Source organism: Novosphingobium sp., from assembly GCF_036803765.1.
Taxonomy (GTDB): domain Bacteria; phylum Pseudomonadota; class Alphaproteobacteria; order Sphingomonadales; family Sphingomonadaceae; genus Novosphingobium.
Window position 1 is genome coordinate 1 of record NZ_DAIRTS010000031.1, and the last position, 16,703, is coordinate 16,703.

The following is a 16,703-nucleotide window of genomic DNA, read 5'->3' on the forward strand; positions in this document are numbered from 1 at the left end:
GATCAGGGGTGTGAGGGGTTGAGGGGGCCTCGGGCGGATCCCACCCATTCGCGCCAAAGCAGCATCAGGGCAGCGACCAGCGCGGGGCCGATGACGAGTCCGATCAGGCCCCAGGTCTCGATGCCGCCGAGAATGGCGAGCAGCACCCACAGGAAGGGGAGACGGGTGGCACCGCCGATGAAGGCGGGTCGGACGAAATGGTCGGCGACGAAGATCACCACGCTGCCGAAGGCGAAGACCAGCGCCGCCGCCATGGCCTGGTCTGCGGCAAGCAGCGATGCCGCGGCGAGGGCCATGGCCACGCCGGCGCCGAGCGGGATCGCCGACAGGAGGCCGGTGAGGAAGCCGAACAGAGCCGCATGGGGCACGCCCGCGATCGCATAGGCGCCCCCCATGACCACGCCCTGCCCGAAGCCGACGACGATGAGCCCGTTGACCGTGCCGCGCACCGCTGTGACGGCCTGCTCTGCCACGCGCAGGCCCGCAGCGCCGAACGCCCGGCGCGTGCCGACGCCGAGCGCCGCGGCGACACGCTCGCCATCGCGCAGGATGAAGAACAGCGTCAGCAGCATGAACACCAAGAGCAAGACCCGGTGGCTGACGAGCCCGAGGATATGTTCGCCGGTCGCCAGCCTGATGTGCGGCGCCTGGCGCGCCAGACGGTCGATCCCCTCGGGCGTCGCCAGCGTCGCCTGCCACCAGGGGACCAGGCGGGCACCGAACGGCAGGTGGCCGAGAATGTCGGGCACCGGGATGCCCTGCGCCTGGGCCTGCTCCACCCATTGCGAGACGGCCATGCTGTCGTGCAGCACGGCACTGGCGACCATGACCAGCGGGATCACGAACATCAGCATGACCGCGCCGGTGAACACCGCAGGCAGGATCAATCCGCGCCCGGCCGGCCAGCGTTGGGCGGCGCGGACGTGAAGCGGCCAGAGCGATGCGGCCAGGATCGCGCCCCAGCCGAGCGCGGGGAGAAAATCGCGGAGCGTATAGATCGCGGCAATCAGCAGGATGCCGACTGCGGCAAGCGCCGCCTTGCCCTGCCATGCGCTGTCCGACCGCACACCATCGGCCCCGGGGCCATCCGACACTCCGTCCTGTTCGGAGCGGGTCCAGGTTCCTGGCGGGGCGGCATGTTCGTCTGGCATGGTCTTCATCCAACTCGGCCGATCAAGCGACGACCCTAGGCAATGTATGGCGATCGTTCAGGCGTGGCCGGTCTGGGCCGCGAGATGGCTGGGATCGATGCCGGATGCGCGCCACGCCTGCGCCCAGCGATCGGCGACCGGGGTGTCGAACAGGATCGATGCGTCCCCTTCGGCCGCGTGCCAGCCGTGATGGTGCATTTCCTCTTCCAGCTGTCCCGCCGCCCACCCGGCATAGCCGAGCGCGATGATCCAGCGCGTCGGGCCACGACCCTCGGCGATGGCGCGCAAGACATCGAGTGAGGCGGAGAGGGTACCCAGCGGCGAGACGGTCACCGAGCCTTCGCCGCCCCAATCGTTCGAATGGAGCACGAACCCGCGCGTCGGCTCCACCGGGCCGCCATGGAGCACCGGGCCGTCGGGCACGTCGCCCGGCTCGATGCCGATGTCCTCGAGCAGGCGGTGGACCGTGATCCCCTCGCGCGTGCTGCCAAGCCCAATGCCGAAGGCCCCGTTGGCATCGTGCATGCACAGCGCGATGACCGCATGGTCGAAGCGGGGGTCCATCATCCCGGGCATCGCCAGGAGGAGCCGTCCGCCAAGGTAGCCAAGATCCTGCATGATCGGCCTCGCTCCTTCTTCAGGCCGCCACGGCCTTGCCCGCTGCCGCCTGGGCAGCGGCATCGGGCCTGCCTGCGGCCAGCGCACCCGGATCCTCGGTCGCCTCGAGCAGGCGCCGCTCGAGCGTGCGCAGCCGGGTTTCGCTCGTCACCTTCTCGCCAAGGATGTCGGTGACGTAGAAGGTGTCGACCGCGCGCTCGCCATAGGTGGCGATATGCGCGGAATGGACCACGAGCCGCGATTCGAACAGGGCATGGGCCAGCCGCCCGAGCAGGGCCGGCCGGTCGCGCGCACCGACCTCGATCACGGTGAAGCGGTTCGAGGCCTTGTTGTCGAAGATCACGATCGGCTGCACGTCGAAGGCTTCGGCACGGGCGCGGGCCGGTGGGCGTGCCGCCAGTTGCGGCATGAGCTTGACCCGGTTGGACAGCGCATCGGCGATGCCGTTCTTGAGGCGCGCGATGTGCCGCTCCTCGTTGAACGGACGGCCGAGCGGGTCCTGCACCAGGAAGTTGTCGATCGCGAGGCCGTTGCGCGTCGTGTGGATGCGCGCGTCGATGATGTTGCCGCCGGCGAGGTGGATGGCGCCGGCGAGCCGGTAGAACAGGCCGGCATGGTCGGCAGCCAGGACGGTGACGAGCGTGGCCCCGCGCGCCGGATAGTAGTGCGCCTCGACCGAGAGCGGCTCGCCCTGCGCGGCATCCATCTGCTGCAGGTTGAGGACGATGATGTCCTCGGGCTCGGCGATCCAGTAGGCCTCGCCCAGCTGCCGCCCGACCGTGCCGATGAGGTTGGCGCGCTCCTTCAGCAGCTCGCCCACCGCCTTCTTCTTGGCGGCGATCCGCTCGGGCCGGCCGTGCTGCTTGTGTCCCAGGCGCAGCATTTCCTCGGTCTGGATGAACAGATCGCCCAGCAACTGCCGCTTCCACGAGTTCCAGATCCCCGGGCCCACCGCGCGAATGTCGACGATGGTCAGCACCAGCAGCAGCCGCAGCCGCTCCACGCTCTGCACCTGCGCGGCGAAATCGGCGATGGTCTTGTAGTCGGCAAGGTCGCGCTTGAACGCGGTGGCGCTCATCAGCAGGTGCCAGCGCACCAGCCAGGCCACCAGCTCGGTCTCGGCCGGGGAGAGGCCGAGCCGCGGGCACAGCTTGCGCGCGACCTCGGCGCCCAGCACCGAATGGTCGCCGCGCCGGCCCTTGGCGATGTCGTGCAGCAGCGTGGCGATATAAAGCACGCGGCGCGAGGCGACCTTCTCGACCACCACGCTGGCGAGCGGATGCGGCTCGCGCTCCTCGCCCTTCTCAATCCGCGCGAGCAGGCCGATGGCACGGATGGTGTGCTCGTCGACCGTGTAGTGGTGATACATGTCGAACTGCATCTGCGCGACGACACGGCCAAAATCGGGCACGAAACGGCCGAAGACGCCGGCTTCGTTCATCCAGCGCAGCACGGTTTCGGGATCGTGGCGGCTGGTCAGCAACTCGAGGAACAGGGCATTGGCGCGCGGGTCCTTGCGCACCGCGCCGTCGATCAGACCGGCATCGCGCCGCGCCAGCCGCATCGCATCGGGGTGGATCTCGAGGCCGTGCTTGTCGGCCACGACGAAGATTTCGACCAGCCTTGCCGGATCGTCGGCGAAGAACTCATCGGACGGGACCGAGACCTTGTCGGCGACGATCGGGAAACCCGCGATCTTGCGGCGGCGGCGCTGGCGCAGGGCGGCAAAGAAGCCGGGCTTGGTCCGCGCGAACTGCTCGTCCAGCTGCGACATGAACACGCCGGTGAGCGAGCCGACCTGCGTCGCCTGCAGGAAGAAGAACTGCATGAACCGCTCGACCGAGCTCTTGCCCGGGCGATCGGCAAAGGCCATCCGCGCCGCGACCTCGCGCTGGAGGTCGAAGGTCAGGCGATCCTCGGCGCGGCGGGTGATGGTGTGCAGGTGACAGCGCACTGCCCAGAAGAAGTTCTCGGCGCGGTGGAACGCGCGGTATTCCGCCGCCGTGAGCAGGCCGACATCGACCAGCTCGGACGGGTCGCGCACCTTGTGCACGTATTTGCCGATCCAGTAGAGTGTGTGCAGGTCGCGCAGCCCGCCCTTGCCTTCCTTGACATTGGGCTCGACCACGTAGCGGCTGTCGCCCAGGCGCTTGTGCCGCACGTTGCGCTCGGCGAGCTTCTCGGCGACGAACTGCCGCTCGGTCCCAGCGGCGACTTCGGACCAGAAGCGCTGGGCGCAGGCATCGTAGACCGCGCGGTCGCCCCAGACGTAGCGGCCCTCGAGCAGCGCGGTGCGGATGGTGAGGTCACCCTTGGCCATGCGCACCGTCTCGTCGAGCGAGCGGCTCGAATGGCCGACCTTGAGCCCGAGGTCCCACAGGAAATAGAGCATCGCCTCGATCACCTGCTCGCACCACGCGGTCGGCTTGACCGGGGTGACGAAGGCAATGTCGACATCGGAATGCGGGGCCATCTCGCCGCGGCCATAGCCGCCGACGGCCAGCACCGCGATCCGCTCGTTCGGCCCACGCGTGCCGGCCGCGTGGACGTGGCCGATGACGTAGTCGTGGATCACCCGGACCAGCTGATCGACCAGGAAGGCCTGGCCCTGCGCGCAGTCGTAGCCGGCGGAAGGGCGGGCCAGCAGGCGGCGGGCCAATTCGGCGCGGCCATCGGCCAGCGCGGCGCGCAAGTGCTCGACCACCAAGGGGCGGGCGGCGGCAGCATCGCCCCCGGCCTGGGCCAGCGCCTGCACGACGGATTCGGCCACGGTCCGGCGATCGATGATGGCGCGTTGCTGGGCAATTCGAGGAAGTGTCATGCCGGCCCGATACACGTAAATGCCTTAAGAGACGCCCATCGTAGGGATCGACGCCAACACGGCAAGAGCGAATGCCCGTTTTGGCAATGGGGCCTGGCGCAGACGCCCTTTCTGGTTTGCCAGCGGCTTGGCCCCTGTGCCAGAAGGCGCGCCGATGGCCGAACGCCACCCGCGGCCCTGCGCCGGTTCCGGGCAGGTGGCCACCCTTTGCGATGACCCTATCCCGATGACGGAGCCTGCCGCCTTGTACCTTGCCGTCCTGTCCCCTGCCGTCTTGGCGCAAGCCGCATCGCTCGTTGCGCCCGGCGCCCTGCTGCCGGCGCTCGCCGCCGCAGGCGCAGCCGTTGCTCCTGCGGCGCACATGCCGCTGCACTGGGACCAGCTGGGCCTGTCCCCGATCGCGTGGGACTTCGGCTTCTTTGCGCTGCGCTGGTATTCGCTGGCCTATCTTGCCGGCATCCTGCTGGGCTACTGGCACCTGTCGCGCATGATCCGCCAGCCCGGCGCACCTCTGGCGCAGCGCCACGCCGACGACCTGTTCTTCTATGCGACGCTCGGCATCATCCTGGGCGGGCGGCTCGGCTACGCGATCTTCTATGCGCCCGAGCTGTTCAGTCATCCGGCCGACCTGCTCAAGCTGTGGCAGGGCGGCATGAGCTTCCACGGCGGGCTGGCCGGCACCGTCATCGCGATCGCCTTCGTGTGCTGGCGCAACGGCCTCAGCTTCATCCGCGTGTGCGACTACATCGCGCCCTGCGCGCCGATCGGCCTGCTGTTCGGCCGCTGTGCCAACTTCGTCAACGGCGAGCTGTGGGGCCGCGTTACCACCGCCGACGTTCCCTGGGCGATGGTCTTCCCGGGCGCAGGGCCCAACCCGCGCCACCCCAGCCAGCTTTACGAGGCGCTGCTCGAGGGGCTGGTGCTGGCGATCGTGCTCATCACCCTGTTCTGGAAGACTCGGGCCCGCTGGCGCCCGGGCCTGCTGATGGGCACCTTCGCCACGGGCTACGCGCTGTCGCGCTTCATCGTCGAGTTCTACCGCGAGCCCGACGCCCAGCTGGAGGACTTCGCGCTGCGCACCGGGCTGTCGATGGGCCAGTGGCTGACGCTGCCGATGCTGGCCATCGGCCTGTTCCTGCTGGTGCGTGCGCTGATGCGCCCGCCGGTCGGCACGCCCGCGGCCCCGGCCACGGCCTGATCGCCCCGCAACGGGTAGCACGGCCATGGCCGAGACACTGCTGCAGGTCTTCGCGCGCCTGATCCGGGCCACCGGGCCGATCAGCATCGCGCACTACATGGCCGAATCAAACGCGCGCTATTACGCCACGCGCGACCCGCTCGGCGTGGGCGGCGACTTCATCACCGCGCCGGAAATCAGCCAGATGTTCGGCGAGATGATCGGCCTGTCGCTGGCCGACCAGTGGCACCGCGCGGGCCGCCCTGCACGCATCGCCTATGTCGAGCCAGGCGCCGGGCGTGGCACCCTGGCGCAGGACGCGCTGCGCGCCGCCGCCCGCAACGGCCTGGTGCCCGAGGTGCATTTCGTGGAACCCAGCCCGGCATTGCGCGGCCTGCAGCGCCAGCGTTTCGCCCAGGCGACCTGGCACGACGACGCCTCCACCCTGCCCGAAGATGTGCCGCTGCTGGTGGTGGGCAACGAATTTCTCGATGCCTTGCCGGTGCGCCAGCTGGTCAGGACCGAGCAGGGCTGGCGCGAGCGCATGGTGGGCTGGGACGAGGCCGCCGGCCGGCTGCTGCCCGTCGCCGGCAGCCAGCCCATGGATGCGGCCGTACCCGCCGCGCACGCCGATGCCGCGCAATGCACAATCCTCGAGACCAGCCCCGCCGCCGCCGCCGTCACCGCCGACATCGCGAGCCGGCTGGCCACGCAGGGCGGGGCTGCGCTGTGGATCGACTACGGCCATGCCGAGGCCCGGACGGGCAGCACGCTGCAGGCGGTGCGCGCGCATGATAAGGTCGATCCCTTCGCCCATCCCGGCGAGGCCGACCTCACCACGCTGGTCGATTTTTCCGCGCTCGTGCCCGTGATCGAGGCCGCGGGTGCCCGTGTCGACGGGGTAATCGAGCAAGGCCTGTTCCTGCGCCGCCTGGGGATCGAGGCGCGTGCGGCGCAACTCGCGAACGCAGCGCCGCCGCACGCCGGATCGGTCGCGCGAGCACTGGAGCGACTGGTCGACCCGGCGCAGATGGGCAGCCTGTTCAAGGTCATGGGCTTTGCCGGCGGTGGCTGGCCGGCCGGCGCGGCTTTCTAGGCGAATATACTCATGCATTGCGGCAGCGCAAAAATCGCGCGTTTGGCCGGATAAAATGCCTGTTGGCAAAGCTGCGCAACTGTGGCTATCACCCCTGCATAAGTTACTGGGCCCGGCACGTGCAATTCACGGCGGCTCAGGCGCGCTTGTCCTGCGGCACCATCGCCGCCGCGCGCAAGGAGGGGGATAGTTACCGTGCCCGGTCGTTGCGGCGGGGCGGCAGCAGGCAGGGATTATCAATGGCTGATGAGGCAATTGTGAACGCAAGCGGCACAGATTTGCCCGCCGTGCATGACAGCGCGGACGGGGATACGGGTGTACGCCGGCGCGATTTCATCAATATCGCGGCGGTGAGTTTCGCGGGCGTGGGGGGGCTGGCCGTGCTCGTTCCGCTCGTCTCGCAGATGGCGCCGTCCGCAGACGTGCTGGCCGAAAGCTCGACCGAAATCGACATTTCGCAGATCGCGCCCGGCCAAGCGATCAAGGCCGTGTTCCGCAAGCAGCCGGTCTTCGTGCGCAACCTGACGCCGACCGAGATCGGCGAGGCCGACAAGGTCGATGCCGCCACGCTGCGCGATCCGCAGACGCTGGAAGAGCGCACCAAGGCGGGCAAGAAGAACTGGCTCATCACGATGGGCGTCTGCACGCACCTCGGCTGCGTCCCGCTGGGCGCCGGCGAGGGTGAGGTGAAGGGCGAATTCGGTGGCTATTTCTGCCCGTGCCACGGCTCGGTCTACGATACCGCCGCACGCATCCGCAAAGGCCCCGCTCCCAAGAACCTGGAAGTGCCGCCTTATGAATTCACGTCCGACACTGTCGTGAAGATCGGTTGAGGATAGACCGCGATGAGCTTTCCCTGGGCCAACCATTACAAGCCAAGCCACCCGCTGATGCAGTGGCTGGACGAAAAGCTGCCGCTGCCGCGCTTCGTCTATAACGCCGTCGGCGCCGGCTATCCGGTACCGCGCAACCTCAACTACATGTGGAACTTCGGCATTCTCGCCGGCGTGTGCCTCATGCTGCAGATCGTCACCGGCATCGTCCTGGCGATGCACTACGCCGCCAACGCGGGCGTGGCCTTCGACAGCGTCGAGCACATCATGCGCGACGTGAACTGGGGCTGGATGCTGCGCTACGGCCACGCCAACGGCGCCTCCGCGTTCTTCGTGGTGGTCTACATCCACATCTTCCGCGGCTTCTTCTACGCCTCGTACAAGCCGCCGCGCGAAATGATCTGGCTGCTGGGCGTCACGATCTTCCTGCTGATGATGGCCACCGCCTTCATGGGCTACGTGCTGCCGTGGGGCCAGATGAGCTTCTGGGGCGCCAAGGTCATCACCGGCCTGTTCTCGGCCATTCCGGTCGTGGGCGAGCCGTTGCAGCAGTGGCTGCTCGGTGGTTTCGCGCCCGACAACGCCGCGCTCAACCGCTTCTTCAGCCTGCACTTCCTGCTGCCCTTCGTGATCCTGGGCGTGGTGATCCTGCACGTCTGGGCGCTGCACATCCCGGGCTCGTCGAACCCGACCGGCGTGGAAGTGAAGACCGAATCCGATACCGTGCCGTTCCACCCGTACTACACGGCCAAGGACGGTTTCGGGCTCGGCGTCTTCGCGGTGCTCTACTGCGCGCTGCTGTTCTTCATGCCGAACATGCTGGGCCACCCGGACAACTACATCCAGGCCAACCCGCTCTCGACGCCCGCGCACATCGTCCCCGAATGGTATTTCTGGCCGTTCTACGCGATCCTGCGCGCCTTCACCGCGGACTTCCTGTTCATCCCGGCCAAGCTGATGGGCGTGCTCGCCATGTTCAGCGCCATCCTGGTGTGGTTCTTCCTGCCCTGGCTGGACACCTCGCCGGTGCGTTCGGGCCATTATCGTCCGCTGTTCCGCAAGTTCTTCTACCTGCTCGTCATCGACGTCCTGGTGCTGGGCTATTGCGGCGGCTCGCCGGCGGAAACCAAGTACGTGCTGATCTCGCAGATCGCCGCGACGTACTACTTCCTCCACTTCCTCGTCATCCTGCCGATCGTCGCCTCGATCGAGAAGCCGGCCCCGCTGCCCTTCTCCATCACCGAGGCCGTGCTGGGCAAGGACGACCAGATCGCTCAAGCCCCCGCGGCCTGAGCCAGCGAACCGCAAAAGAGAGAGAACCCCATGGTCCGTCTTTTTGGTCCTCTTGTCGGCCTCTTCTTCGCCGTCGCGCTGCTCTGGTCGTTCGGAGTGGGTGCGATCCAGGCGATCCGCGAGCCCGAGCCGGCCACTGCCGTGCAAATGTACCACCTCGCGCCCAAGGAGCCGGAGCCCGGCTTCTCGTTCAACGGGCCGTTCGGCAAGTTCGATCGGGCGCAGCTGCAGCGCGGCTTCCAGGTCTACAAGGAAGTCTGCGCGAACTGCCACTCCCTGCACTTCGTCGCGTTCCGTGACCTCGCCGCGCTCGGCTATTCCGAAGCCGAAGTGAAGGCGATCGCCAAGGATTGGGGCACCAAGGTCAAGGTCGTCGATCCCAAGACCGGCGACGAGACCGAGCGCGACAACGTGCCCGCCGACCACTTCCCCAAGGTCTACTACGCCGGCACCGGCAACCCGCCGGATCTCTCGCTCGTCACCAAGGCGCGCCACGAAGGGCCGGAATACGTCTACTCGCTGCTGACCGGTTACCAGGATCAGCCGGCGGACCTCGTCAAGAAGTTCCCCGACAGCAAGACGCCCGACGGCCTCTACTACAACCCCTACTTCGCCAACCTGAACATCGCGATGCCGGCGCCGCTGGCGGACGATCAGGTGACGTACGGCGACGGTACCAAGGCCACCAAGGCGCAGATGTCGGCCGACGTCGCCGCCTTCCTGACCTGGACCGCCGAACCCAAGATGGAAAAGCGCAAGCAGACCGGCTGGGCCGTGCTTGGCTTCCTCATCGCGGCGACCGCGCTGGCCTATCTCGCCAAGCGCAACGTCTGGGCCAAGGTCCACTGAGCGCTCGGGGTCCACTGAGCGATTGCGACAGATCGCATGAAAAAGGCCACCGGAAACGGTGGCCTTTTTTGTGGCCCGGAGCCAAAGGCACACGATGACCTCGACAGGAAACCCCGCGATGACGCCCGAAGACCTCAAGGCTCTTGTCCGCACCGTGCCCGACTTCCCGGCCCAAGGCATCCTGTTCCGTGACGTCACCACCCTGATCGGCCACGGCGCAGGCTTTGCCGCCGCGATCGACCATCTGGCGCAGCGCAGCCGCGCGAGCGAGGCCGCGATGATCGCCGGGATGGAAGCGCGCGGGTTCATCTTCGGAGCTGCCGCGGCCGCGCGCGCCGGGATCGGCTTCATCCCCGTGCGCAAGCCGGGCAAGCTGCCGGTCCCGACGATCGGCGTCGACTACGACCTCGAATACGGCAGCGACCGGCTGGAGATCGATCCGACCTCGATCCGCCCGGGCCAGCGCGTCGCCATCGTCGACGATCTCATCGCAACGGGCGGCACCGCGCTCGCGGCGGCGGAGCTGCTGCGCAATGCCGGGGCGATCGTCACCCACGCCTTCTTCGTCATCGATCTGCCCGACCTCGGCGGTGCCGAGCGCCTGCGGGCCGCGGGCGTGATCGTCGATGCCCTGATGGACTTCCCCGGCCACTGAACCTTACGCCGGGTCCGCCAACCGCTCGCGCTTCAGCGCCCGGCCATCGCCTTGGCCTTGGCGAGGTAGGTCCGCCCGATCCGCAGCATGGTGCCATCGGCCAGTTCGGCCGACCACACACCCAGGCCATCGTGGCGCAGGCCGAGAATGCGATCGCGCCGCACGATGGTCGAGCGGTGCAGCCGGATGAAGCGCGCCGGGTCGAGCCGGTCCTCGAGCCGCTGGATGGTGTGCAGCATCAGGTAGCTGCGCGAGCCGACGTGGAGCCGGACATAGTCACGCTCCGCATCGATGCGGTCGATGTCGGTGGCGGCCACGCGCACCAGCTCGCTGCGATGCGGCACCCAGAATTCCTCGATCCACTGATTGGCCGAGGGCTCGGGCGCCGGCGTGGGCGAAGGCGGTGCGATCGTCGCCGCCGCCTCGCCACCCGCACGGCGAGCCAGAGCCCGTTCTACGGCACGCTCCAGACGGTCCTGCGCCACGGGCTTGAGTACGTAGTCGACCCCATCGCAATCGAACGCCTCGACCGCGAAGTGATCGTGCGCAGTCACGAAGATTACCGCGGGGCGCGGCGTCTGGCGCGCGAGCGTACGGGCGACGCCGAGGCCATCCAGCTCGGGCATGGTCATGTCCAGCATGACGAGGTCGGGCGTCAGTGCTTCCACCAGGCGCAGCGCCGCCGCCCCGTCAGCGGCGGTGCCGACGATCTGCAGCGCGGGAATGCGCGTGCACAGGATCTGCATCCGCTCGATGGCCAGCGGTTCGTCATCGACGATCAGGGTACGCATCGGGATAACCTCAGCAGAAGTTGGAAATGATGGGAAGGGTGAGCACGGTGGCATAGCCGCCGGCCGGCAGCGGTCCGCTCTCGATACGGCCCTCGGCACCGAAGCGCGCGGCGAGGCGGTTGCGTACATTGTCGAGGCCGATGCCGGTGCCCCCGCCGACCACCGCGGTGCCAGGCCCGTCGTCGGCCACGGTAAGCACGAGCAGGTCGGCGACCGCCTGGGCGCGAATGCTGATCGTCACCGGGCGCGTGGTGGCCGAGACCGCGTACTTGATCGAATTCTCGACCAGCGGCTGGAGTATCATGCCCGGCACGCAGGCGTGTTCGAGATCCTCCGGCACCTCGAATTCGACGCGCAGGCGATCGGGAAAGCGCACGCCCTCGATGGCCAGGTAATGCCGCTGCAGCGCGATCTCGTCCGCCAGCGGCACGTCCGACGTCGGATCGGCGGCGAGGCTGTGACGATAGAAGCTGGAGATCGTCTGGATCATCCGCTCGGCCTCCTCGGCACGACCGACCATGACCAGCGCGGAGAGCGAATTGAGGGTATTGAACAGGAAGTGCGGATTGACCTGGTAGCGCAGCGAGCGCAGCTCGGCGGCCTTGGCGGCACGGCGATATTCCGCCTCGCGCCATTCGGCGGCACGGCGCTGTTCGGCGTTGCCCAGCGCCAGGTACAGCGCCGCCCAGGCGATGAGCAGGAAATAGCGGCCGAGCGCGATGTCGGTCAGTTCCTGCCAGAACCCGTTGTCCTGCGTTTCCGTCGCAGCCTTGGCCGGCTTGGCGTCGGGCGCGGGTTCCTTGGTCACGATGTGGACGCCCGGCCCGGTGATCTCGGTCGAGCCATCGGCACGATGGCGCACCTCGAACGGCTGGATCGGCGTGGCCGGTACGGCCGGCGATGCTGCAGGCGCAGGCTGTGAAGAGCCTGGAGAGGGCGGGGCCGGAGGCGCTGGAGGAGCCGGAGGCATCACGGGCGTAGGCGGGGCCATGTCGATCAGCACGTTGCCGCCCATGTTGCGCTGGGCATCGCCGCGCGCGGCCTCGGCCTTGTCCTGCTGGTCCCAATGCGCCTCGAGCGGGGCGAAGGCCTGCTGGTTGATCACCGCAAGAAGGACCGCGCCAGGTAGCATGATCGCCAGCGCGACGCCGACGCGCAGGCCCATGCGCAGGTCGTCGAAGCGGCGCAAGACGGGCCAGGCGAGAACGGTGACGGCAATGCCCGCCAGCGTGACCAGCGCCCGCCGCCACAGCAGCTCGATCCAGATCGCCATGTCGCTGTCGGGCGGGCCGACCACGGCCCAGCGGATTGAGACGAGCACGAAATAGCACAGCCACAGCGCCGTGGCCGAAAGCACGACCTGCCGGGCGGTGACATGCCCGGTGCCGGGCGGGAGATGCGTAAAAGCGGAGTCGCGGTCGTCGCGCTGCGTCGAGGCCATGGTTATCGCTAAGCCACCACGCGTGCCCGCGCCAGTGCCGCCGTCGAACGCCATGCGCCGTTGATCGACGGCGGTGGCAGTTCTGGTGAACGCTTGACTGCCACGGGGGCGCGCCGGGCTTCGACAAGCTTAGCCCGAACGGGTGTTGTTTGATGAAACTCGAGCACCGTTCGCGCAGAGCTTGCCAGCGGCTTTGGCGGGCGCGGGATGGGCACCGCGGCGCGCGTGGCTTCGACAGGCTCAGCCTGAACGGATGTCGGTTGTGGAAATCCAACTACCGTTCGCCCTGAGCCTGTCGAAGGGCGCCCAAGCAAGGCTTGCGTACAGAAGATCAGGTTCCTTCCCGCCCGAGCGGGAAGGAGCTGATTGCTCAGTGACGGAAGTGGCGCATGCCGGTAAAGACCATGGCAAGGCCGGCCTCGTCCGCGGCCTTGATCACGTCTTCGTCGCGGATCGAGCCGCCGGGCTGGATCACCATCGTCGCGCCGGCCTCGACCGCAGCCATCAGGCCGTCGGCGAAGGGGAAGAAGGCGTCGGAGGCGACGGCGGCACCCACGGTGCGCGCTTCGCTCCAGCCGTGCGTCTGTGCGGCTTCCTGCGCCTTTGCGGCAGCGATGCGGCTGCTGTCGCGGCGGTTCATCTGCCCGGCGCCGATGCCGGCGGTGACGCCGTCCTTGGCATAGACGATCGCGTTCGACTTGACGTGCTTGGCAACGGTCCAGGCGAACAGCGCGTCGTCGAGTTCCTGATCGGTCGGCGCCCGCTTGGTCACGACCTTGAGGTCCTCGCGCGTGATTGCGCCGTTGTCGCGGTCCTGCACCAGCAGGCCGCCGGCGATCGGCACGGTTACAAGGCCGGCGCGCTTGGCTTCAGGCAGGCTGTCGACCAGCAGCAGGCGCAGGTTCTTCTTGCGCGCAAAGGCCTCGCGCGCGGCATCATCGGCGCCCGGCGCGACGACGACTTCGGTGAAGATGTCGCAGATCGCATTGGCGGTGGGGCCATCGAGCGGCTGGTTGACCGCGACGATGCCGCCGAAGGCCGAGACGCTGTCGCAGGCCAGCGCCTGCGTCCAGGCATCGAGCAACGTATCGGCGCTGGCAACGCCGCAGGGGTTGGCGTGCTTGACGATGACAACCGTGGGCTTTTCACCGACAAATTCGGCGACCAGCTCGAGCGCGGCGTTGGCGTCGTTGTAGTTGTTGTACGACAGCTCCTTGCCCTGGATCTGCTCGGCCTGGGGCAGGCCGGTCACGGCAGGCTTGCGCGGAACATAGAGCGCGGCCGTCTGGTGCGGGTTCTCGCCATACCGCAGCGTGGTGACGAGGCCGTGCGCGCTGGCGAGCGTCGCGGGGAAGTGCTGTTGCTGGTCGACGGTCGCGAACCAGGTGGCGATCGCCGAATCATAGGCCGCGGTGGTGGCATAGGCCTTGGCGGACATGGCACGGCGGAAGGCCAGCGTGGTGGCGCCGCCGGTCTGCTCCAGCTCGGCCGTGAGCGTGGCATAGTCGGCCGGATCGGTCAGGATAGTGACGTAATCGTGGTTCTTGGCGGCGGAGCGCACCATCGAGGGGCCGCCGATGTCGATGTTCTCGATCACCTCGTCGCGGTCTGCGCCCTTGGCGACGGTCGCCTCGAACGGATAGAGGTTGACGACGACGAGGTCGATCGCGCCGATTTCATGCTCGGCCATGCTGGCGGCGTGTTCGGCATTGTCGCGCACGGCGAGGAGGCCGCCGTGGACCTTGGGGTGCAGCGTCTTGACGCGGCCGTCCATCATCTCGGGAAAGCCGGTGAGTTCGGAAATGTCCTTCACCGCAAGGCCCGCCTCGCGCAGCGCCTTGGCGGTGCCGCCGGTCGAAACCAGTTCCACGTCGCGCGCGGCCAGGGCCTGGCCCAGCTCGACCAGACCGGCCTTGTCGGACACGGAAAGCAGCGCCCGGCGGATCGTCACATCGCTCACTTTGGAAATTCCTATCTCATCTTCTTGAGCAGCCAGGAGAAGCTCTCTCCGCTGCGGGGAATCTTGGCGGTGATGACGAGCTGGCGCGTGCCCACCGGACGGCCCTGCCCGTCGGCCCAGAGCGAGTCCTCGATCGTCACCGCATCGCGTCCCGAGCGGAACTGCCAGAGGCCGCCGTCGGGCAGCGCGAGCGTGACGCCGAGGCCGTCCTGGCCCTGCGCCAGCTCGATATGCGGGCCGAGGTGGAAGCGCAAGGCGACACCGATCGTGCCGCGCTTGCCCTTCTTGGCCTGTGGCACGAGCAGGTCCTCGCCGCGCAGCTCGGTGCCGTCGTCGCGCAGGATCAGGATGCGCTGGTGCAACAGGCCATAGCGGCTGACATAGCCGTTGTGGCTCGCCTCGATCCGCGTCGCCTGCCCCGGCCCCGAGGCGGCATAGCTGCCGTCGGTCTGCAGGGTGCGGCGGTCGACCTCGACCTCGGACACGCCGCTGCCGAGCTTGCCGTTGATGAGCACGGCGGTCGAATTGAAATCGTCGATCGTCAGCGTCGAATGCGCGGCCGTGGCGCGCAGGCCCTGTGCCAGCCGCAGCGGGATCAGCCCGCCGGCAAAGGCGGCGCCGCCGCAATTGACGATCAGCCGCTCGGCGCCGTGGCTGAATTCGAACGCCAGGGTCGAGGCACAGCCGTCACGCGCGTGACGGGCGATCGGCGGGGGCGCGGCATCGAGCAGCAGCACCGACTTGCCGGCGCCGACGCGCTGGTAACCCCACTGTCGCGCGTCGCGCAAAGGACGCGTGCGCACACCGCTGGCCTTGATCAATGCGGCGATCTGGTCTGCGCCGACCGCCCCTGCCCCCTGCCAGCTGCCCAAGGCGCCGTCGCCATGCAGCATCGCGAGCAGCGGCGGCACCAGCAGCGACAGGATCGTGTCGATCTGCTGCGGCGGATCGCGGCGCACCGCAGCATAGCAGGCCTTGAGCCGGACCAGCACCGCGATCGCCTCGATCTGGCCGAGCGGGCTACGCGACAGGACGCCGCCGTCGTCGCCGACGAGATCGCCCAGCGCGCGGATCAGCCCGGCCTCGCCGAACAGGCGGCGCGGGCGGCCCTCGGCCATGAGCAGGCCGGCGGCGACGATCGCGGACCAGCCGACCACCTCGGCCAGCTTGTCATCCGCGCGCGTGACGTGGCGGTCGAGCCAGCGCGCGGTCTCGGCCATGGTGTGCAGCATGCGGCTGCGGAACACCTTGTCGTTGCCCGACAGCAGCAGCGGCGCGTGAATCAGCCAGCCGAGCAGGCGGTGCCCGGTGTGGCCGACGTCCCAGGCGGGCCCGGTGGCGGGGCCGGGATTGGCGTTGAGCCACATGCCGAGGATGCGCTCCGCCAGACCGGCGCATTGCTGGCGCGGGCCGCTCGTCTCGAGATCGGCAAGCCAGCCGAAGCCGTGGACCATGCGCTCGAACGGCGGTGGCAGGTGCGGGCCGGAAAAGGCGGTATCCGCTATCGCGGTCTTCATCCCGTGCACTAGGAAATGCCCGGCACGCAGGGCCTTGCCGGCCGCGGCATCGCCGGGCAGCGGATTGGCGACGGTCGCGGTCAGGCGCGGCCGCGCCCGCTTGCGGAACGGTTGCAGCGCCCCGGCGGGGACGCCGAGCTTGTAGGCGAGGCGCAGCAGGCGCTCACCCGCGCTGACCGCCGGCGGCGAAAAATCGGCCAGTGCCAGCGCGCGGCCCGGCTCGACCACCTCGGGCCGCAGCGGCAGGTCTTCCTGCGCGGGCACGGGGGGCAGGGGTGGAAGCCCGCCGGGATTGTCCGCGCCAGTCGTGTCGGCGCCGATATTCTCGGTGGCCGCAACGCGCGGCGCGGGCTGGTTGCGCCCTGCGCGCAGCCGCGGCGTGACTGCATCCTCCAAGCCGAGCGGCAGCGCTGGGCTGGCGTCGTCGCGCGCGTTGGCAGACCCGGCCCCGTCGGAGGCGGCAGGCTTGCCGCGTGCGATGGAGAAGCCGGGTTCGCTCAC

At 68.6% G+C, this 16,703-nt stretch carries 13 protein-coding genes; 6 read left to right on the top strand and 7 right to left on the bottom strand.

The window, feature by feature from the left end; translation table 11 throughout:
• Positions 1 to 2 precede the first annotated feature (2 nt).
• Genes V7Q48_RS16055 through V7Q48_RS16065 form a run of 3 tightly spaced genes read right to left on the bottom strand, consistent with a single transcriptional unit; the run spans position 3 to position 4,590 of the window.
• Positions 3 to 1,160 carry an AI-2E family transporter gene (locus V7Q48_RS16055; RefSeq protein ID WP_333839634.1) on the bottom strand — a complete coding sequence of 386 codons (1,158 nt, stop codon included), beginning with the start codon at positions 1,158 to 1,160 and terminating at the stop codon, positions 3 to 5.
• Positions 1,161 to 1,208: 48 nt separating this feature from the next.
• Complete coding sequence (locus V7Q48_RS16060) at positions 1,209 to 1,769, bottom strand: YqgE/AlgH family protein (RefSeq protein ID WP_333839636.1); 561 nt, start codon at positions 1,767 to 1,769, stop codon at positions 1,209 to 1,211.
• A 19-nt stretch (positions 1,770 to 1,788) separates the two neighbouring features.
• The gene (locus V7Q48_RS16065) at positions 1,789 to 4,590 is read right to left on the bottom strand and encodes a [protein-PII] uridylyltransferase (RefSeq protein WP_333839638.1); all 2,802 of its coding nucleotides are present in this window, start codon (positions 4,588 to 4,590) and stop codon (positions 1,789 to 1,791) included.
• 361 nt (positions 4,591 to 4,951) lie between these two features.
• Here V7Q48_RS16065 and lgt point away from each other — a divergent pair, with 361 nt between their 5' ends.
• The 6 genes from lgt to V7Q48_RS16095 all read left to right on the top strand — a co-directional run bounded on the left by lgt (position 4,952) and on the right by V7Q48_RS16095 (position 10,493).
• Positions 4,952 to 5,788 (top strand): prolipoprotein diacylglyceryl transferase, encoded by an 837-nt coding sequence (lgt, locus tag V7Q48_RS16070; protein WP_333839684.1) that lies wholly within the window; start codon positions 4,952 to 4,954, stop codon positions 5,786 to 5,788.
• A gap of 25 nt (positions 5,789 to 5,813) precedes the next feature.
• Positions 5,814 to 6,863 carry a class I SAM-dependent methyltransferase gene (locus tag V7Q48_RS16075; RefSeq protein ID WP_333839639.1) on the top strand — a complete coding sequence of 350 codons (1,050 nt, stop codon included), beginning with the start codon at positions 5,814 to 5,816 and terminating at the stop codon, positions 6,861 to 6,863.
• A 239-nt stretch (positions 6,864 to 7,102) separates the two neighbouring features.
• Complete coding sequence (gene petA / locus V7Q48_RS16080) at positions 7,103 to 7,696, top strand: ubiquinol-cytochrome c reductase iron-sulfur subunit (RefSeq protein WP_333839686.1); 594 nt, start codon at positions 7,103 to 7,105, stop codon at positions 7,694 to 7,696.
• Positions 7,697 to 7,708: 12 nt separating this feature from the next.
• Positions 7,709 to 8,989, top strand: coding sequence for a cytochrome b (locus tag V7Q48_RS16085; protein WP_333839641.1), 1,281 nt, complete (start codon positions 7,709 to 7,711; stop codon positions 8,987 to 8,989).
• 30 nt (positions 8,990 to 9,019) lie between these two features.
• Positions 9,020 to 9,838, top strand: coding sequence for a cytochrome c1 (locus V7Q48_RS16090; protein WP_333839643.1), 819 nt, complete (start codon positions 9,020 to 9,022; stop codon positions 9,836 to 9,838).
• Positions 9,839 to 9,956: 118 nt separating this feature from the next.
• A complete protein-coding gene (locus tag V7Q48_RS16095; protein WP_333839645.1) occupies positions 9,957 to 10,493 on the top strand; it encodes an adenine phosphoribosyltransferase in 537 nt (178 codons plus the stop codon).
• 32 nt (positions 10,494 to 10,525) lie between these two features.
• On the opposite strand, the gene V7Q48_RS16100 is transcribed toward V7Q48_RS16095, so the two are convergent.
• The 4 genes from V7Q48_RS16100 to V7Q48_RS16115 all read right to left on the bottom strand — a co-directional run bounded on the left by V7Q48_RS16100 (position 10,526) and on the right by V7Q48_RS16115 (position 16,703).
• Positions 10,526 to 11,284, bottom strand: coding sequence for a LytR/AlgR family response regulator transcription factor (locus V7Q48_RS16100; RefSeq protein WP_333839647.1), 759 nt, complete (start codon positions 11,282 to 11,284; stop codon positions 10,526 to 10,528).
• 10 nt (positions 11,285 to 11,294) lie between these two features.
• Positions 11,295 to 12,779, bottom strand: coding sequence for a histidine kinase (locus V7Q48_RS16105; RefSeq protein WP_333839649.1), 1,485 nt, complete (start codon positions 12,777 to 12,779; stop codon positions 11,295 to 11,297).
• Positions 12,780 to 13,095: 316 nt separating this feature from the next.
• Positions 13,096 to 14,685, bottom strand: coding sequence for a bifunctional phosphoribosylaminoimidazolecarboxamide formyltransferase/IMP cyclohydrolase (purH, locus tag V7Q48_RS16110; RefSeq protein WP_333839651.1), 1,590 nt, complete (start codon positions 14,683 to 14,685; stop codon positions 13,096 to 13,098).
• Positions 14,686 to 14,696: 11 nt separating this feature from the next.
• Positions 14,697 to 16,703: a heparinase II/III family protein gene (locus V7Q48_RS16115; protein ID WP_333839653.1), complete on the bottom strand. Its 2,007-nt coding sequence runs from the start codon at positions 16,701 to 16,703 to the stop codon at positions 14,697 to 14,699.

Coding starts and splice junctions, on each gene's coding strand:
- V7Q48_RS16060 (WP_333839636.1), bottom strand. CDS start 1,769: ATGCAGGATCTTGGCTACCTTGGCGGACGGCTCCTCCTGGCGATGCCC.
- V7Q48_RS16090 (WP_333839643.1), top strand. CDS start 9,020: ATGGTCCGTCTTTTTGGTCCTCTTGTCGGCCTCTTCTTCGCCGTCGCG.
- V7Q48_RS16095 (WP_333839645.1), top strand. CDS start 9,957: ATGACGCCCGAAGACCTCAAGGCTCTTGTCCGCACCGTGCCCGACTTC.
- V7Q48_RS16100 (WP_333839647.1), bottom strand. CDS start 11,284: ATGCGTACCCTGATCGTCGATGACGAACCGCTGGCCATCGAGCGGATG.
- lgt (WP_333839684.1), top strand. CDS start 4,952: ATGCCGCTGCACTGGGACCAGCTGGGCCTGTCCCCGATCGCGTGGGAC.
- V7Q48_RS16105 (WP_333839649.1), bottom strand. CDS start 12,779: ATGGCGTTCGACGGCGGCACTGGCGCGGGCACGCGTGGTGGCTTAGCG.
- petA (WP_333839686.1), top strand. CDS start 7,103: ATGGCTGATGAGGCAATTGTGAACGCAAGCGGCACAGATTTGCCCGCC.
- V7Q48_RS16075 (WP_333839639.1), top strand. CDS start 5,814: ATGGCCGAGACACTGCTGCAGGTCTTCGCGCGCCTGATCCGGGCCACC.
- V7Q48_RS16065 (WP_333839638.1), bottom strand. CDS start 4,590: ATGACACTTCCTCGAATTGCCCAGCAACGCGCCATCATCGATCGCCGG.
- V7Q48_RS16085 (WP_333839641.1), top strand. CDS start 7,709: ATGAGCTTTCCCTGGGCCAACCATTACAAGCCAAGCCACCCGCTGATG.
- V7Q48_RS16055 (WP_333839634.1), bottom strand. CDS start 1,160: ATGAAGACCATGCCAGACGAACATGCCGCCCCGCCAGGAACCTGGACC.